Source organism: Pseudoalteromonas sp. RB2-MNA-CIBAN-0110 (assembly GCF_040309305.1).
Lineage (GTDB): Bacteria > Pseudomonadota > Gammaproteobacteria > Enterobacterales > Alteromonadaceae > Pseudoalteromonas > Pseudoalteromonas arctica.
In genome coordinates, this window is the sequence record NZ_JBEOOQ010000015.1 from 26,959 (window position 1) to 50,648 (window position 23,690).

At 38.1% G+C, this 23,690-nt stretch carries 20 protein-coding genes, 1 pseudogene and 1 riboswitch; of the genes and pseudogenes, 12 read left to right on the forward strand and 9 right to left on the reverse strand.

What is annotated here, in order from left to right:
* Window positions 1-94: 94 nt before the first annotated feature.
* Complete coding sequence (locus AAEY68_RS09425; RefSeq protein WP_024593833.1) at window positions 95-1,537, forward strand: aminotransferase-like domain-containing protein; 1,443 nt, start codon at window positions 95-97, stop codon at window positions 1,535-1,537.
* A 76-nt stretch (window positions 1,538-1,613) separates the two neighbouring features.
* Here the strand turns inward: AAEY68_RS09425 and AAEY68_RS09430 are convergent, their stop codons facing one another.
* Window positions 1,614-2,408 (reverse strand): YggN family protein, encoded by a 795-nt coding sequence (locus AAEY68_RS09430; protein WP_024593832.1) that lies wholly within the window; start codon window positions 2,406-2,408, stop codon window positions 1,614-1,616.
* 388 nt (window positions 2,409-2,796) lie between these two features.
* Between AAEY68_RS09430 and AAEY68_RS09435 the strand changes: the two genes are divergently transcribed.
* A complete protein-coding gene (locus AAEY68_RS09435) occupies window positions 2,797-2,982 on the forward strand; it encodes a PA3496 family putative envelope integrity protein (RefSeq protein WP_007579801.1) in 186 nt (61 codons plus the stop codon).
* 118 nt (window positions 2,983-3,100) lie between these two features.
* On the opposite strand, the gene AAEY68_RS09440 is transcribed toward AAEY68_RS09435, so the two are convergent.
* The 3 genes from AAEY68_RS09440 to AAEY68_RS09450 form a co-directional block, all read right to left on the reverse strand.
* Entirely contained in the window at window positions 3,101-3,598 is a 498-nt protein-coding gene (locus AAEY68_RS09440; protein ID WP_024593831.1) for a glutathione peroxidase, read from the reverse strand.
* Window positions 3,599-3,670: 72 nt separating this feature from the next.
* Complete coding sequence (locus AAEY68_RS09445) at window positions 3,671-3,970, reverse strand: AzlD domain-containing protein (protein ID WP_004335020.1); 300 nt, start codon at window positions 3,968-3,970, stop codon at window positions 3,671-3,673.
* Window positions 3,967-4,671 carry an AzlC family ABC transporter permease gene (locus tag AAEY68_RS09450; protein WP_350585865.1) on the reverse strand — a complete coding sequence of 235 codons (705 nt, stop codon included), beginning with the start codon at window positions 4,669-4,671 and terminating at the stop codon, window positions 3,967-3,969. Before AAEY68_RS09450 ends, AAEY68_RS09445 begins: the two co-directional genes overlap by 4 nt.
* A gap of 107 nt (window positions 4,672-4,778) precedes the next feature.
* On the opposite strand from AAEY68_RS09450, the gene AAEY68_RS09455 reads away from it, so the two are divergent.
* The 4 genes from AAEY68_RS09455 to AAEY68_RS09470 all read left to right on the forward strand — a co-directional run bounded on the left by AAEY68_RS09455 (window position 4,779) and on the right by AAEY68_RS09470 (window position 8,948).
* A complete protein-coding gene (locus tag AAEY68_RS09455; RefSeq protein ID WP_007579804.1) occupies window positions 4,779-5,435 on the forward strand; it encodes a cytochrome b/b6 domain-containing protein in 657 nt (218 codons plus the stop codon).
* Window positions 5,436-5,523: 88 nt separating this feature from the next.
* A riboswitch (cyclic di-GMP riboswitch) is annotated at window positions 5,524-5,612 on the forward strand.
* A gap of 96 nt (window positions 5,613-5,708) precedes the next feature.
* The gene (locus AAEY68_RS09460; protein WP_010554848.1) at window positions 5,709-6,272 is read left to right on the forward strand and encodes a hypothetical protein; all 564 of its coding nucleotides are present in this window, start codon (window positions 5,709-5,711) and stop codon (window positions 6,270-6,272) included.
* A 141-nt stretch (window positions 6,273-6,413) separates the two neighbouring features.
* Window positions 6,414-8,489, forward strand: a complete 2,076-nt coding sequence (locus tag AAEY68_RS09465) for a S9 family peptidase (RefSeq protein ID WP_024593830.1) — start codon at window positions 6,414-6,416, stop codon at window positions 8,487-8,489.
* A 60-nt stretch (window positions 8,490-8,549) separates the two neighbouring features.
* Window positions 8,550-8,948, forward strand: coding sequence for a hypothetical protein (locus AAEY68_RS09470; RefSeq protein ID WP_007579808.1), 399 nt, complete (start codon window positions 8,550-8,552; stop codon window positions 8,946-8,948).
* Window positions 8,949-8,970: 22 nt separating this feature from the next.
* Here AAEY68_RS09470 and AAEY68_RS09475 read toward each other — a convergent pair whose 3' ends face one another.
* Complete coding sequence (locus tag AAEY68_RS09475; protein WP_007579810.1) at window positions 8,971-9,723, reverse strand: LytR/AlgR family response regulator transcription factor; 753 nt, start codon at window positions 9,721-9,723, stop codon at window positions 8,971-8,973.
* Window positions 9,724-9,961: 238 nt separating this feature from the next.
* Here AAEY68_RS09475 and AAEY68_RS09480 point away from each other — a divergent pair, with 238 nt between their 5' ends.
* Complete coding sequence (locus tag AAEY68_RS09480) at window positions 9,962-12,904, forward strand: TonB-dependent receptor domain-containing protein (RefSeq protein WP_024593829.1); 2,943 nt, start codon at window positions 9,962-9,964, stop codon at window positions 12,902-12,904.
* A 285-nt stretch (window positions 12,905-13,189) separates the two neighbouring features.
* Here the strand turns inward: AAEY68_RS09480 and AAEY68_RS09485 are convergent, their stop codons facing one another.
* Window positions 13,190-13,663: a Dps family protein gene (locus AAEY68_RS09485; protein ID WP_004334993.1), complete on the reverse strand. Its 474-nt coding sequence runs from the start codon at window positions 13,661-13,663 to the stop codon at window positions 13,190-13,192.
* Between the two features lie 334 nt (window positions 13,664-13,997).
* On the opposite strand from AAEY68_RS09485, the gene AAEY68_RS09490 reads away from it, so the two are divergent.
* The gene (locus AAEY68_RS09490) at window positions 13,998-14,207 is read left to right on the forward strand and encodes a hypothetical protein (RefSeq protein ID WP_007579816.1); all 210 of its coding nucleotides are present in this window, start codon (window positions 13,998-14,000) and stop codon (window positions 14,205-14,207) included.
* Here AAEY68_RS09490 and AAEY68_RS09495 read toward each other — a convergent pair.
* Window positions 14,204-14,809: an alpha/beta fold hydrolase gene (locus tag AAEY68_RS09495; protein ID WP_004334986.1), complete on the reverse strand. Its 606-nt coding sequence runs from the start codon at window positions 14,807-14,809 to the stop codon at window positions 14,204-14,206. The genes AAEY68_RS09490 and AAEY68_RS09495 overlap by 4 nt on opposite strands.
* A gap of 183 nt (window positions 14,810-14,992) precedes the next feature.
* On the reverse strand, window positions 14,993-15,529 hold the full coding sequence (locus AAEY68_RS09500; protein WP_024593828.1) for a YaeQ family protein: 537 nt from the start codon (window positions 15,527-15,529) through the stop codon (window positions 14,993-14,995).
* 91 nt (window positions 15,530-15,620) lie between these two features.
* Between AAEY68_RS09500 and ylqF the strand changes: the two genes are divergently transcribed.
* Both ylqF and AAEY68_RS21915 read left to right on the forward strand, forming a co-directional pair.
* Window positions 15,621-16,565: a ribosome biogenesis GTPase YlqF gene (gene ylqF / locus AAEY68_RS09505; RefSeq protein WP_024593827.1), complete on the forward strand. Its 945-nt coding sequence runs from the start codon at window positions 15,621-15,623 to the stop codon at window positions 16,563-16,565.
* Between the two features lie 237 nt (window positions 16,566-16,802).
* Window positions 16,803-16,949, forward strand: a complete 147-nt coding sequence (locus tag AAEY68_RS21915; protein ID WP_409074715.1) for a hypothetical protein — start codon at window positions 16,803-16,805, stop codon at window positions 16,947-16,949.
* A gap of 225 nt (window positions 16,950-17,174) precedes the next feature.
* Here the strand turns inward: AAEY68_RS21915 and AAEY68_RS09510 are convergent, their stop codons facing one another.
* Complete coding sequence (locus AAEY68_RS09510; protein WP_350585866.1) at window positions 17,175-20,153, reverse strand: DUF3857 domain-containing transglutaminase family protein; 2,979 nt, start codon at window positions 20,151-20,153, stop codon at window positions 17,175-17,177.
* 245 nt (window positions 20,154-20,398) lie between these two features.
* On the opposite strand from AAEY68_RS09510, the pseudogene AAEY68_RS09515 reads away from it, so the two are divergent.
* Window positions 20,399-20,601, forward strand: a pseudogene (locus tag AAEY68_RS09515) (response regulator); the annotation flags it as partial.
* Window positions 20,602-20,807: 206 nt separating this feature from the next.
* On the forward strand, window positions 20,808-22,892 hold the full coding sequence (fusA, locus tag AAEY68_RS09520) for an elongation factor G (RefSeq protein ID WP_024593825.1): 2,085 nt from the start codon (window positions 20,808-20,810) through the stop codon (window positions 22,890-22,892).
* The last annotated feature ends 798 nt before the right edge of the window (window positions 22,893-23,690 follow it).

The window sequence follows — 23,690 nt, forward strand, 5'->3', positions numbered from 1 at the left end:
TCCAAAGCCCGGTTGAATGGCTATTTTAAGACCTATCTGTATACTTACCATATACAGAAAAGTAAAAATGTAACCTATACAGATTTGGTGTGTGATGATAAGACAAAAAAATAGCCAAGGGCATGAGTTTTTATATCAGCAAGTTATTCAGTTGATTAGAGATATGAGCGCTCAACAAGTTTTACTCCCCGGCGAAAAACTTCCATCACTGCGTAAAATGGCAGATAACTTAAGCATAAGTATCCCCACTGTAAAACAGGCTTACCAGTCACTTGAAGATCAAGGGTTGGTAGAGGCGCGTGAAAAATCAGGATATTTTTTAAAAGTCGTTAGCATGGCACATAATTTACCTAAGCGAGTTAAATTAAGTCGCGAACCTGTTGTGGTAAATAAACAAGCCTTAATAGAGCAGGTGTACAGCGCGATTCATCAAGCGAACGTAGTCCCTTTTGGTATCGCTAACCCAATTGCCGCAGCACCTACCGATAAAGCACTCGCCAGAAACATGCGCCGCGTAATGACAATTGCGGGCAGTAAAGCCATAAACTATGGCCCAACAGATGGGTTTGTACCGCTGAAAAAGCAATTAGTGCATCGCTATTTAGATTTTGGTATTGGCATTGATATGGACGAGCTTGTGATCACCAATGGTGCGCAAGAGGCCATGGCTATTGCGCTTAAGTGCGTGACAAAGCCAGGCGATGTAGTGGCTATTGAGACACCTTGTTATCACGGGATTATAGAGCTAATAGAAAGCTTAGGACTTAAAGCGCTCGAAATACCACTGTGCCCAGATAATGGCATTTGGTTAAGCGATTTGGAGCGCGCTTTGAATGAGCATGACATAAAAGCGTGTTTATTCTCGACAGCAATTAGCAACCCTGTAGGCAGCTTTATGCCAGATACAAACAGGCAGCAGCTGGTGGAGTTACTCGAAAGCCACGACGTAGTGCTTATTGAAGATGACGTATACGGCGATCTATATTTTACGGCTAAACGAGGCACACCTGCTTTAGCGTACTCTAAAAAAGGATTAGTGATCAGTTGCTCATCTTTTTCTAAAACGGCAGCGCCTAGCTATCGTGTAGGTTGGTTAGTTGCCGGTAAATTTGCAACACAAGCGCGGCGATATAAACGAGCACTAAGTTGCTCCGCTTCGTTAATAAACCAATGGGCGTTATCAGAATTTATTGCCAGCGGCGAGTACGACCGTAACTTAAAGGTACTCAGGCAGCGCCTGCGCGATAACAAAGAGCGTATGCGATGGTGTTTACAACAAGCTATGCCAAAAAATACACGTATAAGCGATCCAAAAGGAGGCTGTGTAATGTGGCTAGATTTAGGAGGCGAATACGATAGTCAAAAATTATTTTTACTTGCTCTTGAGGTTGGTATTAGTATTACCCCTGGGCTTATTTTTTCAGCCTCTAATAAGTATAAAAGCTGCGTAAGGTTAAGTTATGGTGTGCCGTGGAGCGAGCAGATAGAGCAAGCCATTATTACTCTGGGTAAGCTCACTTTATTAGCTAAAAAGTAAGTTTGGGAAGCACAAAAAAGCAGCATTTAAGTAAACTTAAGTGCTGCCAAAGGGATGTTAAATAACGTTTGCTGTACTAATTCTGTTTAAAGCTAAATAACTGGTAACCTTTAAGCTCTGGCACTTGCATTACTAATTGCTCTTCTTGTTTTGCAATATCAGCAAAGTTTTCACATAAAGAGTTAGCTCTCTCTTCAAGTGCGCTTGCATGTAGCTCTACTTTTTCTTCTATTTGTGCACCCATATTTTCCATGCGTTGTTCAAAGGCATCCATATCGCCGCCTGAACCAAGTAACTCAGAACCTAAAGCCACTAAAATACTGCCCATTGATTGCATTACTGCTGATTCAACCGCTGTTTCTATCTGCTGCTCAAATTGTTGTTCAAAGCTTTCGCCAAATTGATTAAAACTTTGTTGGCCCATTACAAATGTACCTTGCTGGTAAAATGTATTTTCTACCTCAATTTTAATGTCGTCCATAAGCTCAGACATATTATCAAGACCGTCAATATTAAATGCATTGCCTACTTCTTCTAATGCCACACCGGCAATTTTAACACCCTCTAACGCTATATTAGCTACTTCAGGTAATTGAGTGCGTAAGCTGTCAGAGTACTTATTCAGTGCTTCGCGTTGTGAGCTATTAAGCGCTACAAGCTCGCCATTTACGGTTAAGTCACCATGGGTATTAAATTGCATAGTTTTATTATTGGCAGTAAAAATTTCTAATTCGTTTGGTTTAATACGTACATCGTTTTTAAATTCGACGTTACATTCATCGTTACTAAATGAAATTGCAGAATCGTTGTCGTTATGAGCCATAGCGGCTGGCGTACAAATTAATGCGCTAACTAATAGTAATTTTTTCATGTTTGTTCTCTACTTTTTGTTGATGACGATTAATTAATAACAAGTTTGATGCCAGTTTTATTTTTCCATAAAAAACAATTGATTAAGTGTTTTTCTTTGTTTTTTAGCAAGTCAAAATAATTAATAAATAACTATTTTTTAGTCAAATTGGCTAACTAATAAAAATTAATAAATTTTATTTATCGATACGATAAAAAACTCTCACTTTCCTCAATTCAAATTTAGCGCTATTTATTCACATTACTGACATGAAGACTATTTACAGTAGTCGCGTGGCTTTATTTTGATGTTAATTTGCAGTGCACTTTGGCATTAAACATTTTTAATTTTACCGGCTATTGCGATAATAAAATCCTTGGTTGGTCTCAAACACTTTATGGAGTGGGTTGTGGGTAAGACATTTAGTTACGATGCGCTAGATGACGATTTTGTTGAAGACGAGTACGAAATGCTCGGACGTAATCAACACGATAAGAACAAGCAAAAGGTTAAAAAGAAGTTGGAAGACTACCTTGAGCAAAAACGCTTGCGTAAAAATCTAGGCGAAGACGATTTAAGCGATTACACCGATTAAATTTCACTAGTATAAATAAAATACCAATTAATATTGAGAGTTTAAATGTGCAGTTATGCGTATGTTTAAGTTTCAATAGTATTGGCAATAAAGAGGCTTTGCGCCTCTTTATTACTTTTCAAAGCGTACTTTTAGCCTGTGCTAATGCTTTTTGAATTATAAGTTCTAGCTTTTCGGGTTTAGTAAAAGGTGCATAACGTTTAATTGGTGTACCATCTGCGGCAATTAAAAATTTAGTAAAATTCCACTTTATTTTACGTGTTAAAAAACCAGGTAAAGCCGATTTCAAGTGACGAAATACAGGATGTGCATGCTCACCGTTTACATCTACTTTGGCCGCCATTAAAAAGCTCACACCAAAATTAATTAAGCACCCTTGCTCTATTTGTGTTGCGTCGCCGGGTTCTTGCTGACCAAATTGATTGCACGGAAATCCCAGAATAACTAAACCTTGGCTGGCATACTTATTGTGCAAAGCTTGCAGTGACTCGTATTGGTAGGTAAATCCACATTTACTTGCGGTATTAACAATAAGCACAACCTTCCCTTCAAAATCATTAAAGTTGATAGGCTGACCCTGTAAGCTTGTTGCGCTTAATTGATGAAATTCGTGCATATTGGCGTCTTTTTATTGTTGTTAGCCGCATTTTAACCTGAGTGCAGTATTTCATAAAGTATAAAGATCGCACTAATTTAAAATTAGAAATAGCCCCATACCGGCAAGCGTAGTGTAATAAATATTATGTGTTTTGTAGGCAACAATAATGGCGACTATTGCTGCGCTTAAATAAGGGTTCTGCCAGTTTAAGTTAATGCCATCTTCATTCAAAAACACGATAGGCACCCAAATTGCTGTAAGCACTGCCGGTGCACTAAAGCTTAAAAATTGCTGCATTTTAGGGCCTACTTTAAACGGTAAAGCACGGTGTAAAAATAAATAACGCGTAAAAAATGTAATGCATGCCATGAGTAAAATAGTCGTCATCATGGCGTTACTTCCTTTTTAGTGGTTAGTCTTGCTGTGCTGTAACCTGCGGCCATTGCCAGCAGCGCTGAGCAAACAAGCCATAACTCAAATCCTGTGCTTTTTAAAAGCGTTGCGCTAATGCCTGCTACAATTACCGTAACGAGTGAGGCTAGGTTTTTAATTCCCGGAATAACCAAAGCTATAAACGTGGCAGCAATGGCAAAGTCGAGCCCTAAATTAGTTAAGTCGGGCAGCATTGTGCCTGCTACAATGCCAATTAACGTCCAAATATTCCATGCAATATAAAAACTAAAACCAGCGCTCAATGCGTATATTAAGCGTGTTTTTGTTCTGTATGCTTTTCTATGGTGAGAAAACGCAAATAGCTCGTCGGTTAAAACAAAGCTCACCGGTAAGCGCCAACGCATAGGTTGATCAATGACTTTATGACGCACAGCTAAACCGTATAAAAAGTGCCGAGAGCTAATAATAAATGTTGTGAATAAAATTGTGAGCAATGGTGTGTTGCCCGCCATAAGTTCAATCGCAACAAGCTGTGCAGAACCTGCAAATACTAATAACGACATTGCTTGGGTTTCAAAGGCGCTAAAACCATTTTGAATCGCTAAAGAGCCGCATAAAATACCCCAAGGAACAACGGCTAAACACAGTGGTAGCATATCTAAAAAGCCTTTTAAAATAGCTTTTTTAACTGGTTGCATGATATTTACTCTCACGGCTTGTAGAATGGCTCATAAGGATACCTTAATATTATGATGTTAAAGTAGTTAACAAATTAAATAATACTGTTTTTTTAAGGATAGGCGCAATGACGACGTTAAAAGTGTGGGATGGGTTTATTAGATGCTTTCATTGGTTTTTGGTTGTAAGTATTGCGGTGCTTTATTTTAGTATTGAAGAGGGCATGATTGAGCTTCATTTTGTTGCTGGGTTCTTTACTTTAGCACTTATCGTAACGCGTTTAATATGGGGCATTATCGGAAGTAAAACCGCGAGATTAAGTGGGTTGCTGCACTCTCCTCGTGCTATTTTAAAGGCACTAAAGACACCAAGCGACTCGCTAGGTCATTCAGCACCTGGCAGTTGTATGGTAATGGTATTTTTTATAATTATAATTACGCAGCTTATTACCGGGTTAATGAGTAGTGATGGCATTTTAACTGACGGCCCGCTTGCTCAATATGTGTCTAGCGATACGATTGATTTTGCAAATTGGCTACATGAGCTGAATTTTGACATTTTACTTTATGCTATTGGTCTACATGTATTAGCTATTATTGTTTATAGAATAAAAGGTAAGCCGCTAGTTAAGGCGATGATCACAGGCTCAAAAGAGTTAAAAGCGGATGACTCTGAGGCTAAAGTAACAAAAGCGTCTTGGCCTGCGTGGCTAATATTTATATCTTTATTGGTGTTGCTGATATTTACGTGGGCGAAAGAACCTTTAACTTATTTATTTAGTTAAAAACACATTAAACCAACCTTAAAGGGTTGGTTTTTATTTTTGGTTGCATTCTTTTGTTTGATTGTTATGCGGGGCCGAATTATAATCGCCGCATTGCTGGCAAACTAATCGAAAGATTAGGGCGCAAAGTTTCCGGTCTAAGGCTTTTTATAAAGCTATGGTAGCGGGACTACTGCATAACGTGTTGTTATGTATCACTTGCCCTCAGTGTATTTTTTGTGTATCCATAGTGTATGGATAAGATTTTGTAACTCTTAAGGTGTTGCCGTGTTTATGCATACGTCGTTGGCCTGTGGAAAGTGGTCAACAATAGGTTGCTTAAATCATCATACCCAATTGTTTATTGGCGATGTGGTGAGTGTAACCTTTTATGACATGCAAGGAGAGCTAGTTAGTTTATCATTTGATTACAAAATCACCTCGCTTGAACAAGGTGAACCTCACGCATGGCCACGTTTAGTTGCCGAGCATATTAACGTGCATGTACCCCTTGTTAGCGCAGGTAAAATGACCGAACAAGGTTTAATTGTTGCCTATAGAAACAATGAAATCTTTGCTTTGCAAAGCAGTGGTATATGTAAAGCGCATGTCGATTTTCATTGTATTGCAAAATGCGATGAGCGTGTTGTTAATAACCTTGATACTTATGATTACGTGTACCCTGAAAATTGTGAAAACTATAATGCGGGTACAAAGGTATTGCAGCCAAAAACAGGGCATGTTTATCAATGTAGGCCTTGGCCATTTAATGAGTTTTGCCGCGCGAGTGACGATAAAAAGTTTATGTTCGAGCCCGGTGTTGGACAAAGTTGGGCTATGGCTTGGCAGCAAATATAAGGCTTAAGTGAATTATCTTCCCAAAGGTATAGCGGTTTTAGTAATGAAGCGTTTACCGTTTTAGCCCATCCAACTATTGGATGGGCTTTTTTATTTTTATGATAAACTGCAAATCACATTATTTTTTTAATTGGTTTTGTTGTGTCTCGTCCTGACTACTCTTTAAGTTTATTACCTAATTTCCCGATTGCTAAACAGCAAGCCCATACATTAAGTACTCATAATAAAATACGCACTGATAATTACTATTGGATGCGTGATGACGATCGTCAGGATGAGCAAGTACTTGCACATTTACATGCTGAAAATGCGTATTGCGATGAACAGTTAGCTGCAATGAAGCCACTCCAAAATACACTTTTTGAAGAGTTAAAAGCACGCATTGTAAAAGACGATAACTCGGTACCCGTTAAAGACGGGAAATACTGGTATCACTCAGAAGTTCGTGGTGATGATGAGTACTCTCGCCATTATAGAAGCACGAGCATAATGGCTGATAATAAAGAGCTTTTACTCGATGTGAATATATTAGCTGAGGGATTTGAGTTTTTTGAGCTAGGAGAAGTCGCACTAAGCCCATGCGAGCAGCTTATGGCTTACTCTGAAGATACTGAAGGTCGTCGTATTTATAATGTTCGCTTTAAAAGCTTAACGACCGGTGAAATGCTACCTGATGTACTTGAAAATACAGAAGGGCAGGTTGTTTGGGCTAACGACAATAAAACTGTTTTTTATGTAAAAAAAGATTTAAAAACGCTACTAGGATACCAAGTATTTAGGCATGAGCTTGGCAGCGAGCAAAGCCAAGATGTAATGGTTTACGAAGAGCAAGACAGCAGCTTTTTTATGGGGCTTGGTAAAAGCCGCGACGAAGGCTTAATTATTATTGATTTAGCATCGACAGAGACCAACGATACATGGGTGCTTGATGCTAATAAGCCCACTGACGAATTTAAAGCATTAATGCCGCGTGAAGATGGCCACGAGTTTGACGTAGATAAGCTAGGTGACACATTTTATATTGTGACTAACTGGCAAGCTAAAAACTTTAGATTAATGACGGCAACAAACGAAACGATTGCTGATAAAACACAATGGTTTGAGCATACAGCTCACAGAGAAAATGTACTGCTTGAAGGTGTAGAGTTATTTAATGACTTTTTAGTATTGAGTGAACGCGAGCAAGGGCAAGCTCGATTTGTAGTTGTTAATAGGCAAGGGGATCGTATGGCACTTGAGTTTGCCGATCCTTGTTATTATGCTGCAATAGCAATGAACCCAGAGCCAGACACTCGCACTGCGCGTATTTATTACTCAAGCTTAACAACACCAGGTTCTTTATATGATGTTGATTTAGCAACTGGCGAAAAAACACTACTTAAACAGCAAAAAGTACTCGGTAGTTTTAATGCCGATGACTATCAGTCGGAGCGATTAATGGTAACTGCTCGCGACGGAGTTAAAGTACCTGTGTCTGTTGTTTATCGAAAAGACAGCTTTAAAAAAGATGGCACAAATCCGTTATTTCAATACGGCTATGGCGCCTATGGCTATACGATTGATCCTAGTTTTTCTAGTTCGTCACTGAGCTTGCTCGATCGTGGCTTTGTTTATGTTATTGCGCATGTTCGAGGCTCTGAAATGCTAGGTCGCGAATGGTATGAGCAAGGTAAAAAAGAGCATAAACAAAATAGCTTTAGTGACTTTATTGATGTGACAAAAGCGCTTGTTGATCAAGGTTATTGTGATAGCAATAAGGTGTTTGCCTCAGGCGGCAGTGCCGGTGGCCTATTAATGGGGGCGGTTGTAAACCAGGCACCAGAGTTATATTGCGGTGTTGGCTGTCATGTACCATTCTTAGACGTATTAACCACAATGCTTGATGAAAGTATTCCACTCACAACAAATGAATACGATGAATGGGGTAATCCAAATGAGCCTCAATTTTATGATGTGATAGAAGCTTACTCGCCTTATGACAATATTAGCGCACAAAACTACCCGAACATACTCGTTACTACCGGTCTTCATGACTCACAAGTACAGTATTGGGAGCCTATGAAGTGGGTTGCAAAAATGCGTGAACTTAAAACAGACAGTAATATTTTAGTATTTAAAACCGATATGGATGCAGGTCATGGCGGTGCATCAGGTCGTTTTAAAAGCTTAGAAGAAAAAGCCCTCGAAATGGCCTTTTTTATTGCGCTGTTAAATTAACTGCAAAATCGGAAAATTGTATTACTCTATATATAGAAGTTGATATATATAAGGTAATTTATGTTTGGAGCACATGGCGAATTTCAGATTTGTTCACAGCCCCCTCATATGTATTTAAAATTGAAGGGGAGCTTTAACAATGAAGGTATAACATCATTAACTAATGGTGTTATTCAAGAATTGAGCACTCACCCTGAAAATACGATTAAGTTTGTGATTGTTAACTTAAAAGAGTTTGAACTGTTAACTTTAGATAGTCTTGATTCGTTAGAGGCCTATTTTGCGGGTGTAAAAGAACGTGGCTATCAACGAGTTGACTATATAAACATTAATATCATAGCTAAAAACATGTTTGAAAAAGTATGGAAAAATAGCGATGTAGAAGTTAATTTTTATAAAGATACTGAAAGCTATTTATTAGTGCATCCAAGTGATAGTTATATAAAACAGAACTGGTAATTAATATGAGTATTATAAACCGCTACTGAAGAGGGCTTATAATACTCTCTAAACACCCTTTATAGCGTCTTGAAAGGTTTAAGCACATATCGTTTTTAAGTCTGACTTTATAATCGCCACTGTCAGTAGGCATCAGTTCGCAGATAGCTTGTTTTCTTACCAGCGTTGAGCGATGAATACGAATAAACCCTTCTGGCTCTAGCTGCTGTTCAATATTTTTCATGGTTTCGCGGTGTAATACCGGTGTACTACCTTGGGTAAAATGCAGCTCTACATAATTGCCCGCACCATTAATCCAAATAATATCTTTTATATCAATTAGCCTTACCTTACCTACATCTTTAACTACGATATGTGATGATGGTTTTTCGGTTTGTGTGCTTTGTTGATATTGACGTTCGGCCGCGCTTGCAATCGGGCAAAGGTGAATCAGTTTATCAAAGCATTTATCGATACGTGGTGCAGTTGAATCTACTATTAAAAAATCAACAGCGCCAACTTCAAAAGCAAAACTCGCAAAATGACCCGACTGGGCAATAATGACTAACTTAAGCTTTTTAGCTAGCTCTGTTAAATGCACTATTTGCATAGGGTCAGCCAGATTAGTTAGTTCGTAAAACAGTACGTTGTATTGATCTGTATCTATCTGATCTAATCTGTTTGCCTGAATAAAAGATTGAGATTCAAAGTGTCGGTGCTCTTGCACGCGCTTTGTTAAAAATGTTGCAAACTTAGTGTTACTAACAAAAGTTAATGCATGAAAAGAAGCGACCATTATTTTATATCTCTTGCTGTATATAATAATAAAGACCGTGCTTAGCGGAAAAACTGTTATGAAAAGTACAATATATTTATAAAATAATTGTGACGTACTAATTCATCCCATCAAACTAGCTATTCATACCAAAGATTACGCCTAATAAATAACGTACGTAGAGTGTTTAAATAAATCCCCTTACTGTAATCCGCGAAGTAACTATTTAGTTACAAAAATAACAATTCAGGGGAATTATATGACATTAACTAACAAAGGTAGCGCGCGATTATTTAAAAAATCGTCGTTAACAGTTGCGCTAAGCAGCGCGATACTTGCAAGCATTTCATTTCAAGGTGTGGCTGCAGAAGATGACGAAATTACTAAAATAGAACGTGTACAAGTTACAGGCTCTCGCATTCGTTCAGCTGAGGCGATGTCATCAGCGCCTATTCAAGTTGTAGATAGCACAGCAATCGACGCATCTGGTTCATTAAATATTCAAGATTTACTACTAGATAATCCAGCATTTGGTTCACCGGCAATCAGTCGTACTAACTCAAACTTTAGTACAGCGAGTGCAGGTGTTGCGACTGTAGATTTACGTAATTTAGGTTCTAACCGTACATTGGTATTAGTTAACGGTCGTCGTTATGTATCAGGTGTACCAGGTAGCTCTGCTGTCGATTTAAACACTATTCCGAGCCAATTTATTGAACGTGTTGAAATTATGACAGGTGGTGCTTCATCTGTTTATGGCTCTGACGCTGTTGCTGGTGTAGTTAACTTTGTTTTAAAAGATGACTTTGAAGGCGTTGAGTTTGATGGTCAGTACGGTGAATCGAGTGAAGGTGATGATGAGTCACGCCAATTTAACTTTACCTCAGGCTTATCAAGCTCAGATGGTAAAGGACACGCAATGTTTCACCTTGGTTACTCTGATCAAGGCGCTGTTTTCTCACGTGACCGTGATCGCTCAGCGGTAGACCAATTTTCAGGTATTTTCTTCGAAGATGATCCAGTAGCAAATCCAGGTTCTGTATTTGATGCAGTAAGCCCGTTTTTATCTTCATTTCCACCACAAGGTCGTTTTAGCGCTGGGGATGAAACATTTACGTTTAATGATGCAAACAACCTACAAAACTCATTTAGTACTAATGGCGGCGATGGCGTAGCTGCAAATGGTTTTAACCGAAGCGGTGTACGTACAATAGCAATACCTACAGAACGTTACTTATTTGCCTCAAATGGTAGCTACGAGTTAAGCGACAAGCATAGCTTTTTTTATGAAGGCACTTACGCTGCAACAACAACCGTTTCTGAATTAGAGCCATTTCCTTTTGCCTCTGACGACATTTATGCAAATGGCCAGGTACCAATTGAATTTAATGTAAACGGTGAGCTTTTACGTAACGCGTTTGTTCCAGACGATATATATAACGCAGCAACCGATACCGACGGTGATGGCGCACGAGATATCTTCTTTGCAAAACGTTTAAGTGATATCGGTAATCGTGGAGCACGAGCAGAGCGTGATACATTCCGTTTAGCACTTGGTTTTCAAGGTGAAATAGCCGATGGTTGGTTTTACGATACTTACTATGTATACGGTAAAACAAAAGAGCAACAAGTTTCAGGCGGTCTAGTTAATGTACAAAGCTTCCGTCAAGGTTTAGAAGCTGTGATCGATAGCCAAGATTTAGATGGTGATGGTATTACTGATGAGGCTATCTGTATCGATGCGACAGCACGTGGCTTTAATTGTGCACCAGTAGACATTTATGGTTTTAATTCGTTATCGCAAGGTGCTATTGATTTTGTAAGTGCACCTAGTTCGCTTTCAACGTCGGTTGAGCAAGAAATCATTGGTGGTAATATTTCAGGTGATTTATTTGATTTACCAGCAGGTACGGTAGGTATTGCAGCTGGTTTTGAATACCGCGAAGAATTTTCACGCAGTGAATTTGATGCACTACAGCAAGCAGGTCTTAATGCGGGTAATGCAATCCCAGCAACAGAAGGCTCGTTTGATGTAACTGAGTATTATGTAGAATCAAATATCCCAGTGCTTGATTCTGTAACGATGAATGCAGCAGTTCGTTTATCTGATTATTCAACTGTAGGTAGCACTGAAAGTTGGAATGTGGGTGTTGATTGGGAAGTAATGGATAGCTTACGTTTACGTGCTACTCGTGCTCGTTCAACACGTGCTCCAAATATCGATGAACTATTTTCTCCGCCTTCACAAACTTTCCCAAGTGGTTTAAACGATCCATGTTTAGGTGTTACTAATAGTGGCGGTGGTGCTGCTGGTGATGCTTGTCGAACAGATGGTGGTGTTACAACTAATATCGCTTCAAATGGTGAGTTCACGCTTAACCAGTCTGACTTACAAGGCATTAGTGGCTTTAACCGTGGTAACCAAGATTTAAAAGAAGAAGTTGGTGACTCTGTAACAGTAGGTTTAGTATTTACACCAGAAAACCTAATATCAGGACTAGATATTACGCTTGATTACTTTGATATCGAAATTACAGATGCAATCGTATCAACACCTCGTCAGTTTATTCTTGACCAATGTTATGGCGGCGGCGATACAAGCTTTTGTGACTTTGTAACTCGTCGTAGTGCGCCATCAGGTAATAATAGTGCTGGTTCACTAGAATTTATCGACAGTGGTGTATCTAACAGTGGTGGTTTAGGTACAGAAGGTGTTGATTTAACACTAACGTACTCTGCTGATATTGGTCCTGGTGCGTTTAGAACTCGTCTTGCTTATACTTACCTAATCGATGGTTATAGCATTCCACTTCCAGGCGCTGATAAAGATGAGTTTGCTGGAGAAATTGGTGCATCAGAGCATAAAGCTAACTGGAACTTTGGTTATAAACTTAACGACTTTGATTTTAACTGGAGCTTAACTTACATTGGCGCTGCAGACTTTGATGATCAATTCTTAAGTGGTTTTGGTATTGCTCCAGGTGGAGTAGGGATTGGTTCAGTAACGTATCATGATGTTCAAGCAAGTTACCATATCAGCGATTCAACAGAGCTTTACGCTGGTGCAAGTAACTTATTTGATAAAGAGCCACCACGCATTTTATCGGGTGTGAGCGGTTCAAGTACTGGTACTGAAACTGATGCTGGTACGTACGACCCAATTGGTCAATCATTCTACATAGGTTTTAGAAGTAAATTCTAACCAACAATAACGACACTAATATAGTTACTTAATTAGTTACGTTCACAAAGCCTCAGTATCGCTGGGGCTTTTTTATTGGAAAAAATAATAAGAGCAGTAATACTTATACATTGTTTATCCCAATATATGAGCATTGTGCCCACTTAAACCAAAAACAACGCCACTGGTAACAGGGGCGTTGTTTAGTATTGGGGGGAGACTAATATAGTAACCGAATCGCTTGATTATTTAACGATTTATCCCTATTTGTGGCCCTCTTCATTGAGGGCTTTTTTTTTTGCTGGTTTAGTCTAAGTAAGCCTTTAGCATCCAAACCAATTTTTCTTGCTCTGAGATGTAATCGCTCATTAGTGAGGCTGTACCTTCATCGTCTGCATCACCAGCTTGGCTTAAAATATCACGCTGCATGTGAATTAATGTACTGTAACCAGCAAGTAGATTCTCTACGGCTGTAACACCATCACTAATACCTTTAGCTTCTTTAATTTTACTTACTTCAAGGTAATCAGAAAATGCATGTAGAGGTGCGCCATCTAACGTTAAAATACGTTCTGCAACTTCATCTACTTTTAGAAGTAGTAAGTTATAAATTTCTTCAAACTTAACGTGTAGTTCAAAAAAGTTACGGCCTTTAATATTCCAGTGAAAGCCACGCGCGTTCATGTATTGAATCTGGTAGCTACTCAATAATGTATTGAGTGACTTTATGATGTCTTCGCTTTTTGCGCTGTTTAGACCAATTGCGTTTACATGTGACATAACTTGCTCCTGAATAACCGTTTGTTTGTGAACTTGTGATAAGTATTACTAATTTCGATAAATTAGTAAAATCGTTTAAATGTATCTAGTTAATAGTTTTAACCTATTAGCTGTTTTTGATACCTATATTCACTTTAGACTATTAATAGAAGTGGGTCTGATTAATAAAAATACTACCCCTCAAAAGTAAATAAACCTCAAAAGTATATAAATCATGATCTAAAACAAACTTTATTCAAGGTAATAACTTAGCTATTTTTTTATTGATGTAGGTCAAAAATCATCCACCCTAACGGCGCATAATAATGTTGTCGAAATAATTAGGAGAGATAACATGCATGCAAAAACAGCGAAACAAAATAAAGCAGAGTTAATAGTGGTAGGAATTGCAGTCATCGCATTTGTACTTGGGTTAGTAGCGCACTTAGCGGGTGCAAGCTTTGCGAACTCAGATTTTTTTGGCTACATTGCGGCGCCGATTCCGCTTATATTGGCAGTGGTATTTTTAATTAGTTATAAAATAGCAGCCAATGCTGAGGATTAATCTTTCTCGTTTAAGCACTTTAAAATGTAATCGAGTACTTGGCGCGAGTAAATCATACTGGTATGGCTTAAATGAAACACTTTATGTTCGGCCATACCTTTAAGTTTGGTTTCATCTAGTAATACAGTGCCATCTGACTGGCTACCTTTGACTATTAAGGGCATAAGGCCAATAGGTAAATCGCCTGCGATACTATAAAGCTTAGCTTTAAAAGGCCAATTACCATTTTTAGTAAGCAAAAACTCAACACTATTTTTTAAGAATGATTCAAAGCCTTTTTGCTTCATTTTTTGCGCTATATGGCTGCCTTTATGTGGAGTACCCAGTGTAATTACCTTCGTAATATTCTGGCTAGCAGGAGAGTTTGCCTCTAGGTAAGCACGTGCAATCAGCCCTCCCATTGAGTGGCATACAAGCGCTGCAGGTTCGTTAGAAATACACTCATCAATTTGTGCAAATATGGTATCGCGGTGAGGGTCGAGCGTATTATAGGTAATGTTTAATACCGTCATACCCGATTCTTCAAGTCGTGAACAAAGTGGGCGCATAACAAAGCCAGACATATACAAGCCATGTAAAACAATAACGTGTTTAACTTTCATATGCTCCCTAATACCAATTTTATTAAAAACATGATCATTCTAGCGTATTAAATAATCCGCTACCTGCGTTAAAAATTATTTATATAGAACAACTATATGTCATAATTTTCGCCTTGTTATCGACTTATTTATTTGTCGCTATAATAGATAACTAATTTAATGCAATTGGTATAACTACCGTAATTACATTAATTGCAGCGGTTTTATTTCAATATTGGTTGTATCGGTATTTACCCATACTTCACCATCTTGAATGGTAATGGCGAGCTTAATTCCACGATCAACCAAAGCAGCAAGTGCTTGTGTTGCTGCATAATCAAGGCTAAAAATACTTAGATTTTTAAATTCATACAATTTAGGTTGGTGTTTTTGCCACCAAATTGCTTGATTGTTTTCACCGTAAGTATATAGCACCACTTTTTTAGATTTATTACAGGCTTTTTTAAGGCGTTTTTCATCTGGTAAGCCAAGCTCAACCCATAGTTCTATTTCTTCACTATAGCTTACATGCCAAAGTTCAGGCTCATCATCAGCGCTTAATCCTTTAGTAAATTCTAAACCATCACAGCTATTTAGCGCAAAAGCGAGTAAGCGAATCATCAACCGCTGATCTGTTTCTGAAGGGTGTTGAGCCAAGGTTAAATTAAAATCTTGATAAACGTGGCGGTCCATATCGCTAAGCGATAACTGCACTTTCATAATGGTGGATTTAAGAGCCATAACAACTAATCTGAAAAAATTTGCGTCAGTATAGCGCAATTAAATGAATTGCCAGTTAAAATAGCGGTTAATTATACGTTAGGAGTTAAAAATGGCTATCCAGTGGTTCCCTGGGCATATGAATAAAGCCCGCAATGAAATTAAAGAAATAATGCCACAAATGGATGTGATCATTGAAGTGCTTGATGCGCGCATTCCCTACAGTAGTGAAAATCCTATGGTGGCAACCTTGCGTGAAGGTAAGCCGGTCATCAAAATTTTGAACAAAGCTGATTTAGCTGATCCTAAAATGACTCAAATCTGGAAAGATTATTTTGAGCAAGAAAATGGTGTTAAAGCGATTTCTTTTGGACATGATAAAGCAGCTGAAGTAAGTCGTATAAATGAGCTTTGTAAAAAGTTAGTACCGCATAAAGTGGGTGCAGATAAGCAAATTAAAGCCATGATAATGGGTATTCCTAACGTGGGTAAATCTACGTTAATTAATGTACTGGCTGGACGTATAGTTGCAAAAACAGGTAATGAACCTGCGGTAACCAAAGCACAACAACGCATTAAGCTTGAAGACGGTATTATGCTTTACGATACGCCAGGTATGTTGTGGCCAAAAGTAGAGAATGAAAACTCAGGTTATCGTTTAGGCGCTACAGGTGCCATTCGTGATACGGCGCTTGAGTATGAAGAAGTAGCAAGTTACACAGCTGAGTACTTATTGCGTGCATACCCTGAGCTTTTAAAAGCGCGTTATAAAATAGACGAATTACCAGAAAGTGATTGGGAATTTGTTGAAATGGCGGGTAAAAAACGCGGCTGTATTCGTGGTGGTAATCAAATAGACACATACAAAATGTCTGAAATACTAATCAACGAATTACGCGACGGTATTATTGGCCGTATTACTATGGAAACCCCGCAAATGCGTGAGGAAGAAGAAGTAATGGTTGCTGGTTTACGCGCCGCTGCAGAAGCTAAAAAACAAGCTAAAGAAGAAGAGAAGCTTCAACGCCGGGCAAGAGCTCGTAAAAACCGTCGTTAATATTTAACCAGAGTTCAGGTTATTTAATTAAAGTGATTTAGTTTTACTAAATTACAGACATAAAAAAAGCCCGTAAGGGCTTTTTTAGTTTCATATCTACCGTCACCGATATGAGCAATGTAGCAAGTAAAATAGTAGGGCGGTTACTTATCATCAACATCAAGGGGCGTTGCGGTTCATAACAAGTAACCATAGCTGTTTACGTGCGCCACACGTTGTTTCAGGGTCGAGAAACAAATCAATTCATTCCTTAACAAGTGGTATGCAATCCGTCTTGTTGATATTGATTATCAGTTAGATCTAACTGTCTGTCAACATCTAAATGCAAATAATTCTTATTATTGTGGCGCTTGTTTTTTATTCATATATAAATCGGCTAGTTAGCACTGCCATTTCATAAAAATGCTTATCTTGGTTAAACAATTAAGAATAGATGTTTAATGCTTATTGAATAATTTGATATGAATTTTTATTATAAAAGTATTAATCTTTCGAAGTTAAAATAAATTCAAGCTAGGAATGATTTTATCGCCTTCCAAGACAGCGACTGCTTTGATATCAAATCAAATAGTCTCTTGTAAAATCTTAGCCCCCGAAGATCAACAGCCACTAACGCACTTTATTTGCTGTTATACGTAAATTAATCTGCTTCACTAGTACTTTATCCTGCTTGTTTATACGCCCTACAATGAGCAAGAAATCACTACCGTCAGTTTTTATTACTTTAATGCTTGTGTTATCAAGTTTGGTTTTACCGTAGGTGGTTTCTATTTTTTCTATGTCTTTAAAGTGACTAAGATCCGATTCAAGCCTGCCGTCATCGTTTTTGTAGTAACTAAAAATATAGTTCTCGGTTATTCCGTTACCGTCTTCTCGGTAATCAAATACTGCATCGCTATAAAAATAAAGTATTTCTTCGTTTTCAGGTGTTAGGCGATTACGTTTTAAAAAGTGTACTTGGTAAGACCATAAACTATCGCCTTTTATAATTGCGGCATTGGGTAAAATATTTACTTCTTGAAGTACGCCTAAAAATAATAGAGGTGCAAACGCAAGCGAGATTAAATACTGTCTAATTCGCCAGTACGAGTTGTAATGTAGGGCTTCTTTACTTGTATCGGTTTGTTCAATGTAACTAACTAGAGGCAACCATAAAAATGGCATTATACAAATCACTATGGTTGCGTATTCGTCCATACGATAAGCAAAGGCGCTGGCAAGTACCATTAGCCAGAGTGTTAAGGCAGTCCAGTTAGGCATTACTCTATTTTTGTTTAACTGTTGTTGGCTGTGCTCTGCAAGTGCGAGATACAAAGGGTAATACCATAAAAATGCAAATATACCTCGAGCAATAGGCATAATACTTGAGTTATCGCGCTCTTTAATGGCTTTAAAGTTACGATAACTCCAGTAGTTAACAAATATGCCTAAACTTAAAATACTGTAAATAATAAACTTACTTACAGATACTGCATAAAATGGACTATCTTCAAATTTCACTTTTTTTGCTGACTCTAATCGCCAATCGGCGAAAAAGAATATGAGTACTAAAATATAGCCAGCCAACACATATTTAAGCCAACTATAACCAAAGCTATCTAGCACATCAGCTGTTGTTTGAGGCGTTTCGGTCGTTTCCGCGTATTTTAGAATAGGGTAATGGGTTGCTGATATTAACTTTTTACGCTGTGCTAAATAATCATCTATTTGAGCGGCTTTAATATGATCTTGTTTTGCGTAATAGTCATAGCTCAGTGTTAAAATATTATCATTAAATTCAGTAGTTTTTTTTAGGTTGAAGTAGTCGTTATCAATTTCTTGTTGGTCGCTATCAAATCCCCAACCTTTTTCTGCAAAATGTAGTTTTATTGTGGTGTTAATTATATTGGGGTAGCCAAAGTAGAGTGGGTCGGTGCGATTTACCTGCTTTGGTTCGTAAACGCTATTTTGTATTTCATTCGCGTAAAAACTAGCTTCGTAGCCTTCGTCTGTTTTTTCCCAAAATTCACTAATTAAATACGATTCTTTGGTTATTAGTTTACCCGTTTGTTCTTGCTCACTAATAGTCATTGCTTCATTGATTGATAGACCCTTTAAAAAGCCTTGGTAATACTCGAAGTAAGATTTAGCAACGCTATTTAGACCACTGCTGGCTATACTGCTTCTTCGGTTGATAGCTTCAAATTCAGCATAAGTGTACTGGGTTTCAAAACGTGATGGCTCAGATACTTTTTCAGCAATAAAAAAGTTATCTTCTACAGATACATTTGTATGTACAGGTTTTTGCGCCATTGAAGTTAAAGTGGTTTCACCTTTATCAATAATTAGGGCATAGCCATAATCAGGCTGTGCTAAATACTCAAGAGTACCTCGTTGGTAGCTAACCGTAGGATCGAGCCAGTAGCGTTTTCCGTTTTGTTTAAGCGTAACAATTACGTGATTAAATACACTTGCAGAAGGTGGAAGTTCTTTTAAACGTTTGGTTTCCTCTGTATCAACTAGCGCAGGGAAGGCCTCTATATCCATCGCTTTTAGTAACGAAATAAGCAGTACTGTTTTATCTTTACAATCGCCATATCGTAGCGAAAGCGTTTCTGAAGCTGACGTTGGTTGATGCGAGTTAGTGCCCATTTCAAGCCCTAAATATCGAACTTCGTCTTGGCTAAAGCGCAGTGCTGCGGCAATTTTGTCTGATGTTTTTGTGTGTTTTGCTTTTATTTCTTCAGCTACATCCAAAATGCTGTTTGGGGTTTCTATGGCTGATTGATAAAGTGGATATGCCCAGTTAACTACCTGACCCCAATCGTCAAACTCAGAAAAGTAAACTTGTGTATATGGGTCGTACCACGTTGGGGTTTGAGAATTTTGCTCGAGTAAGGGTTCTTCAAAAAGAGTTATAGAATAATCTTTGCCATATTTGTTAAGCGTTTCTTGAATATCTGCTGTGCCGTTTATTGTATTAATATGTAAAGGCGTTTGTTTACCCCAAAGTACACGCATATTTTGTTGCACTACAGGTACCGACCAGTTAAGCGTGCGTCTTGTACTAAATTTATTAGCATATATAGGGTTGCTACCTGTCATTGTGTAGCTGTAATCGAGTGTGTCGCCACTGCGCATATCATCAATAATAATATTGAGTGATAAGCTACCATTATAAATACGATCAGCTAACTCAGATTCACCTTGTATAACCGTCATTCTCGCGCTGCCAAGCTTATCAATACGCTCATTATTTCTAATAATCGTTAAGCTATTTAGTGTTAGCGACTCGTAACTTGGATCAAAATCAAGATTAAGCTGGCTTATATAATCAACACCACTTTGATTTAAAGCTTTCATAACCAAACGCGTATAGCGTTGCTGTTTTTGTCTGCTCGGTATATAGGATTGGTTATCGAGTAACAAATAAAGTGTGCCGTCACGTACTTTGGTTATGTCGGAATGCTTGGGTTGCTCAATAATATGTGTATTAACCCAATTAGCTGGTTTATCTATTTTATATTGCTGCGCAAAAATACTATGAGAGGAAATTAATAAGGTAAGTGCAATTAGCCAAGAGCTGAGTCGAAGGAAGTTCCATTTCATTGTAGGGTCTTATAGTTGTTTTTATAAATACTATTGAAGGAATAATGTACCAAATTTAGGCTTTTTTGACAATGAGATGTTAATTGAATCCATCCACATATTTATATCTATAATTATGATAATGAATAAGTTCAGCTCAATTTAGCTTATTATTTATATGCATAGGTTATAAATACAATGAAAGCATAAAGGTATTTAATTATCTCTAAAAATGGCTTTGCTGTTTGTCTTATTGCTCGGCACACATTTTACTTTGCAAAATACACTATGCTTTTATAAAGCACGCAACCACTGCATTTACCGCTCAGAAAATGGGCGATTTGGTTGGTGTTAGTCGCTCTACAGCACGCCGTTACTTGGAGTATTTACTTGAATCAGTAAGTTAACAGCGGATCAAAGTTATGGCAGTATTGGCCGCCCTGAACGTTGCTATAAAATAGCGAAGTAACTTTGTGTACCTGATGCTAAAATATTAAATGCTATTTATTTCAGTGCCTTACGTTTTTTTTGTTATGTTTGATATTTAATAGATACTGACGATAAAAAAAATATGTTGAATTGATTGCATTTTAAGCGGCTTGTATGGTGATGTTCGCTTTAAGTGATGTTATACTCCTGCGGAATAATTTATCGACTTTATTAAGAGCAAAATTAATGGCAGATTTATCGAAGTACAGAAACATTGGTATTTTCGCGCACGTTGATGCGGGTAAGACCACGACTACTGAGCGTATCCTAAAGCTTACTGGTCAAATCCATAAAACTGGTGAGGTTCATGATGGTGAATCTACTACTGACTTCATGGAACAAGAAGCTGAGCGCGGTATTACTATTCAGTCTGCGGCTGTAAGCTGTTTCTGGAAAGATCACCGCTTTAACGTTATCGATACTCCTGGACACGTTGACTTCACAGTTGAAGTTTACCGTTCACTTAAAGTACTAGATGGCGGCATCGGTGTGTTCTGTGGTTCTGGTGGTGTTGAACCACAATCAGAAACTAACTGGCGTTATGCTAATGATTCAGAAGTTGCACGTATTATCTTCGTAAATAAATTAGACCGTATGGGTGCTGATTTTTACCGTGTAACTGAGCAAGTACGTAAAGTACTTGGCGCAACTCCACTAATCATGACTTTACCAATTGGTATTGAAGATGAGTTTGTTGGTGTTGTAGATGTTTTAACTAAAAAAGCATACGTTTGGGATGACACTGGTCTTCCTGAAAACTACGAAATCACAGACGTTCCTGCAGACATGGTAGATAAAACTGACGAGTATTATGAAATGCTTGTTGAAACTGCCCTTGAGCAAGACGATGCACTACTTGAAGCTTACATGGAAGGTGAAGCACCTTCTTTAGAAGACATCAAACGTTGTATCCGTAAAGGTACTCGTGACCTTGCTTTCTTCCCAACATACTGTGGTTCTGCGTTTAAGAACAAAGGTATGCAGCTTATTCTTGACGCTGTTGTTGATTACTTACCATGTCCTACAGAAGTTGATCCTCAACCTCTTATGGATGAAGAAGGTAACGAAAATGGCGAGTTCGCAGTAGTATCTACTGACGAACCTTTCAAAGCGTTAGCATTCAAAATAATGGATGACCGTTTTGGTGCATTAACATTCGTACGTATTTACTCAGGTAAACTAAACAAGGGTGACACCATCCTTAACTCGTTTACTGGTAAAACTGAGCGTGTTGGCCGTATGGTTGAGATGCAAGCAGATGACCGTAACGAATTAACTAGCGCACAAGCTGGTGACATCATTGCTATCGTAGGCATGAAAAACGTGCAAACTGGTCACACATTATGTGATCCTAAGCACCCAGTAACACTTGAGCCAATGGTATTCCCAACTCCAGTAATCTCGATTGCTGTACAGCCTAAAGATAAAGGCGGTAATGAGAAAATGGGTGTTGCTATCGGTAAAATGGTTGCAGAAGATCCATCTTTCCAAGTTGAGACTGATGAAGATTCAGGCGAGACTATCCTTAAAGGTATGGGTGAGCTTCACTTAGATATCAAAGTAGATATTCTTAAGCGTACTTACGGCGTAGACCTTATTGTTGGTCAACCACAAGTTGCTTACCGTGAAACTATCACTAAAGAAATTGAAGATAGCTACACGCATAAGAAACAATCTGGTGGTTCTGGTCAGTTCGGTAAAATCGACTACCGCATCAAGCCAGGCGAAGTTGCTTCAGGTTTCACGTTTAAATCATCAGTTGTTGGTGGTAACGTACCTAAAGAATTCTGGCCTGCAGTTGAGAAAGGCTTCAAGTCAATGATGGGTACTGGTGTTCTAGCTGGCTTCCCTGTACTTGACGTTGAAATTGAACTTTTCGACGGTGGTTTCCATGCCGTGGATTCATCTGCAATCGCGTTCGAAATCGCTGCTAAAGGCGCTTTCCGTCAATCGATCCCTAAAGCGGGCGCACAACTTCTTGAGCCAATCATGAATGTTGACGTGTTCACTCCAGAAGATCACGTTGGTGACGTAATCGGTGACCTTAACCGTCGTCGTGGTATGATGAAAGACCAAGAAGCTGGTTTAACAGGCAGCCGTATTAAAGCTGACGTACCGTTATCAGAAATGTTCGGTTACATCGGTACACTACGTACAATGACATCTGGTCGTGGTCAGTTCTCTATGGAGTTCTCACACTACGCTGCATGTCCGCAAAACGTTGCTGATACAGTAATCGCTGCAGAAAAAGAGAAAAAAGCTGCTAAGTAATTAGCTCTTTAACTCTTTAAAAAAACCCGCACATGTTGCGGGTTTTTTATTGCCTATAATTTGGTTTTATTTTTTTTAGTTGTTTATAACTACTTTTTATTATTAATTAGTCCTATGTTGCTAATTAATAAAAAGGTACTAGAGAGCAATTTATTTACCTCAATTACTTAATTGGTTGGTTTATAAGAGGTTAATTGTAAAGTAAATGTAACTGTATGAATTTTAAGAACTTCTATTGATGCATCTATATACGTAATGTAGAATATTAGCACTTTTAGACTAGAGCTCTAAAGTCAGATAAGGAAGTCTCCGCAGCAGAGACGTTTGCTATTAATTCTATATAAGACGTAACAATCATGAAATCTATTAAATTAGCACCAAACTGGTGGCTACAATTTACAAAATGCGTTTTAGCATTCAGCTTAATATTTTTAATTCATATTATATTTTCTGTGAACCTAAAAATTGTTTTTCTCACTGTAATGCCAGCTCTACTGATTATTACTACTTTTAATATTCTTCATCTTCGTTTTTTACATTGTTATAAAGCAGGCATTTGTTATACGCGTTTATGCACAAAGCGTTATATCAATAGCGAGGAAATTAGTTGCGTATCATTTAGTTCGTTTTTTCTTTTCACCATTTTTAAGGTGGAGTTAGATAATGGTAAAACGTTCCATTTTTATAACTGGCAACTTGATGATGAAACGCAATCAGCTATTTCTAAAATGTACTGCAATAAGTCAGCTAACAAAATTGAAAATATTAGCGATAAATGCAATGCTTGATCTTTAATTT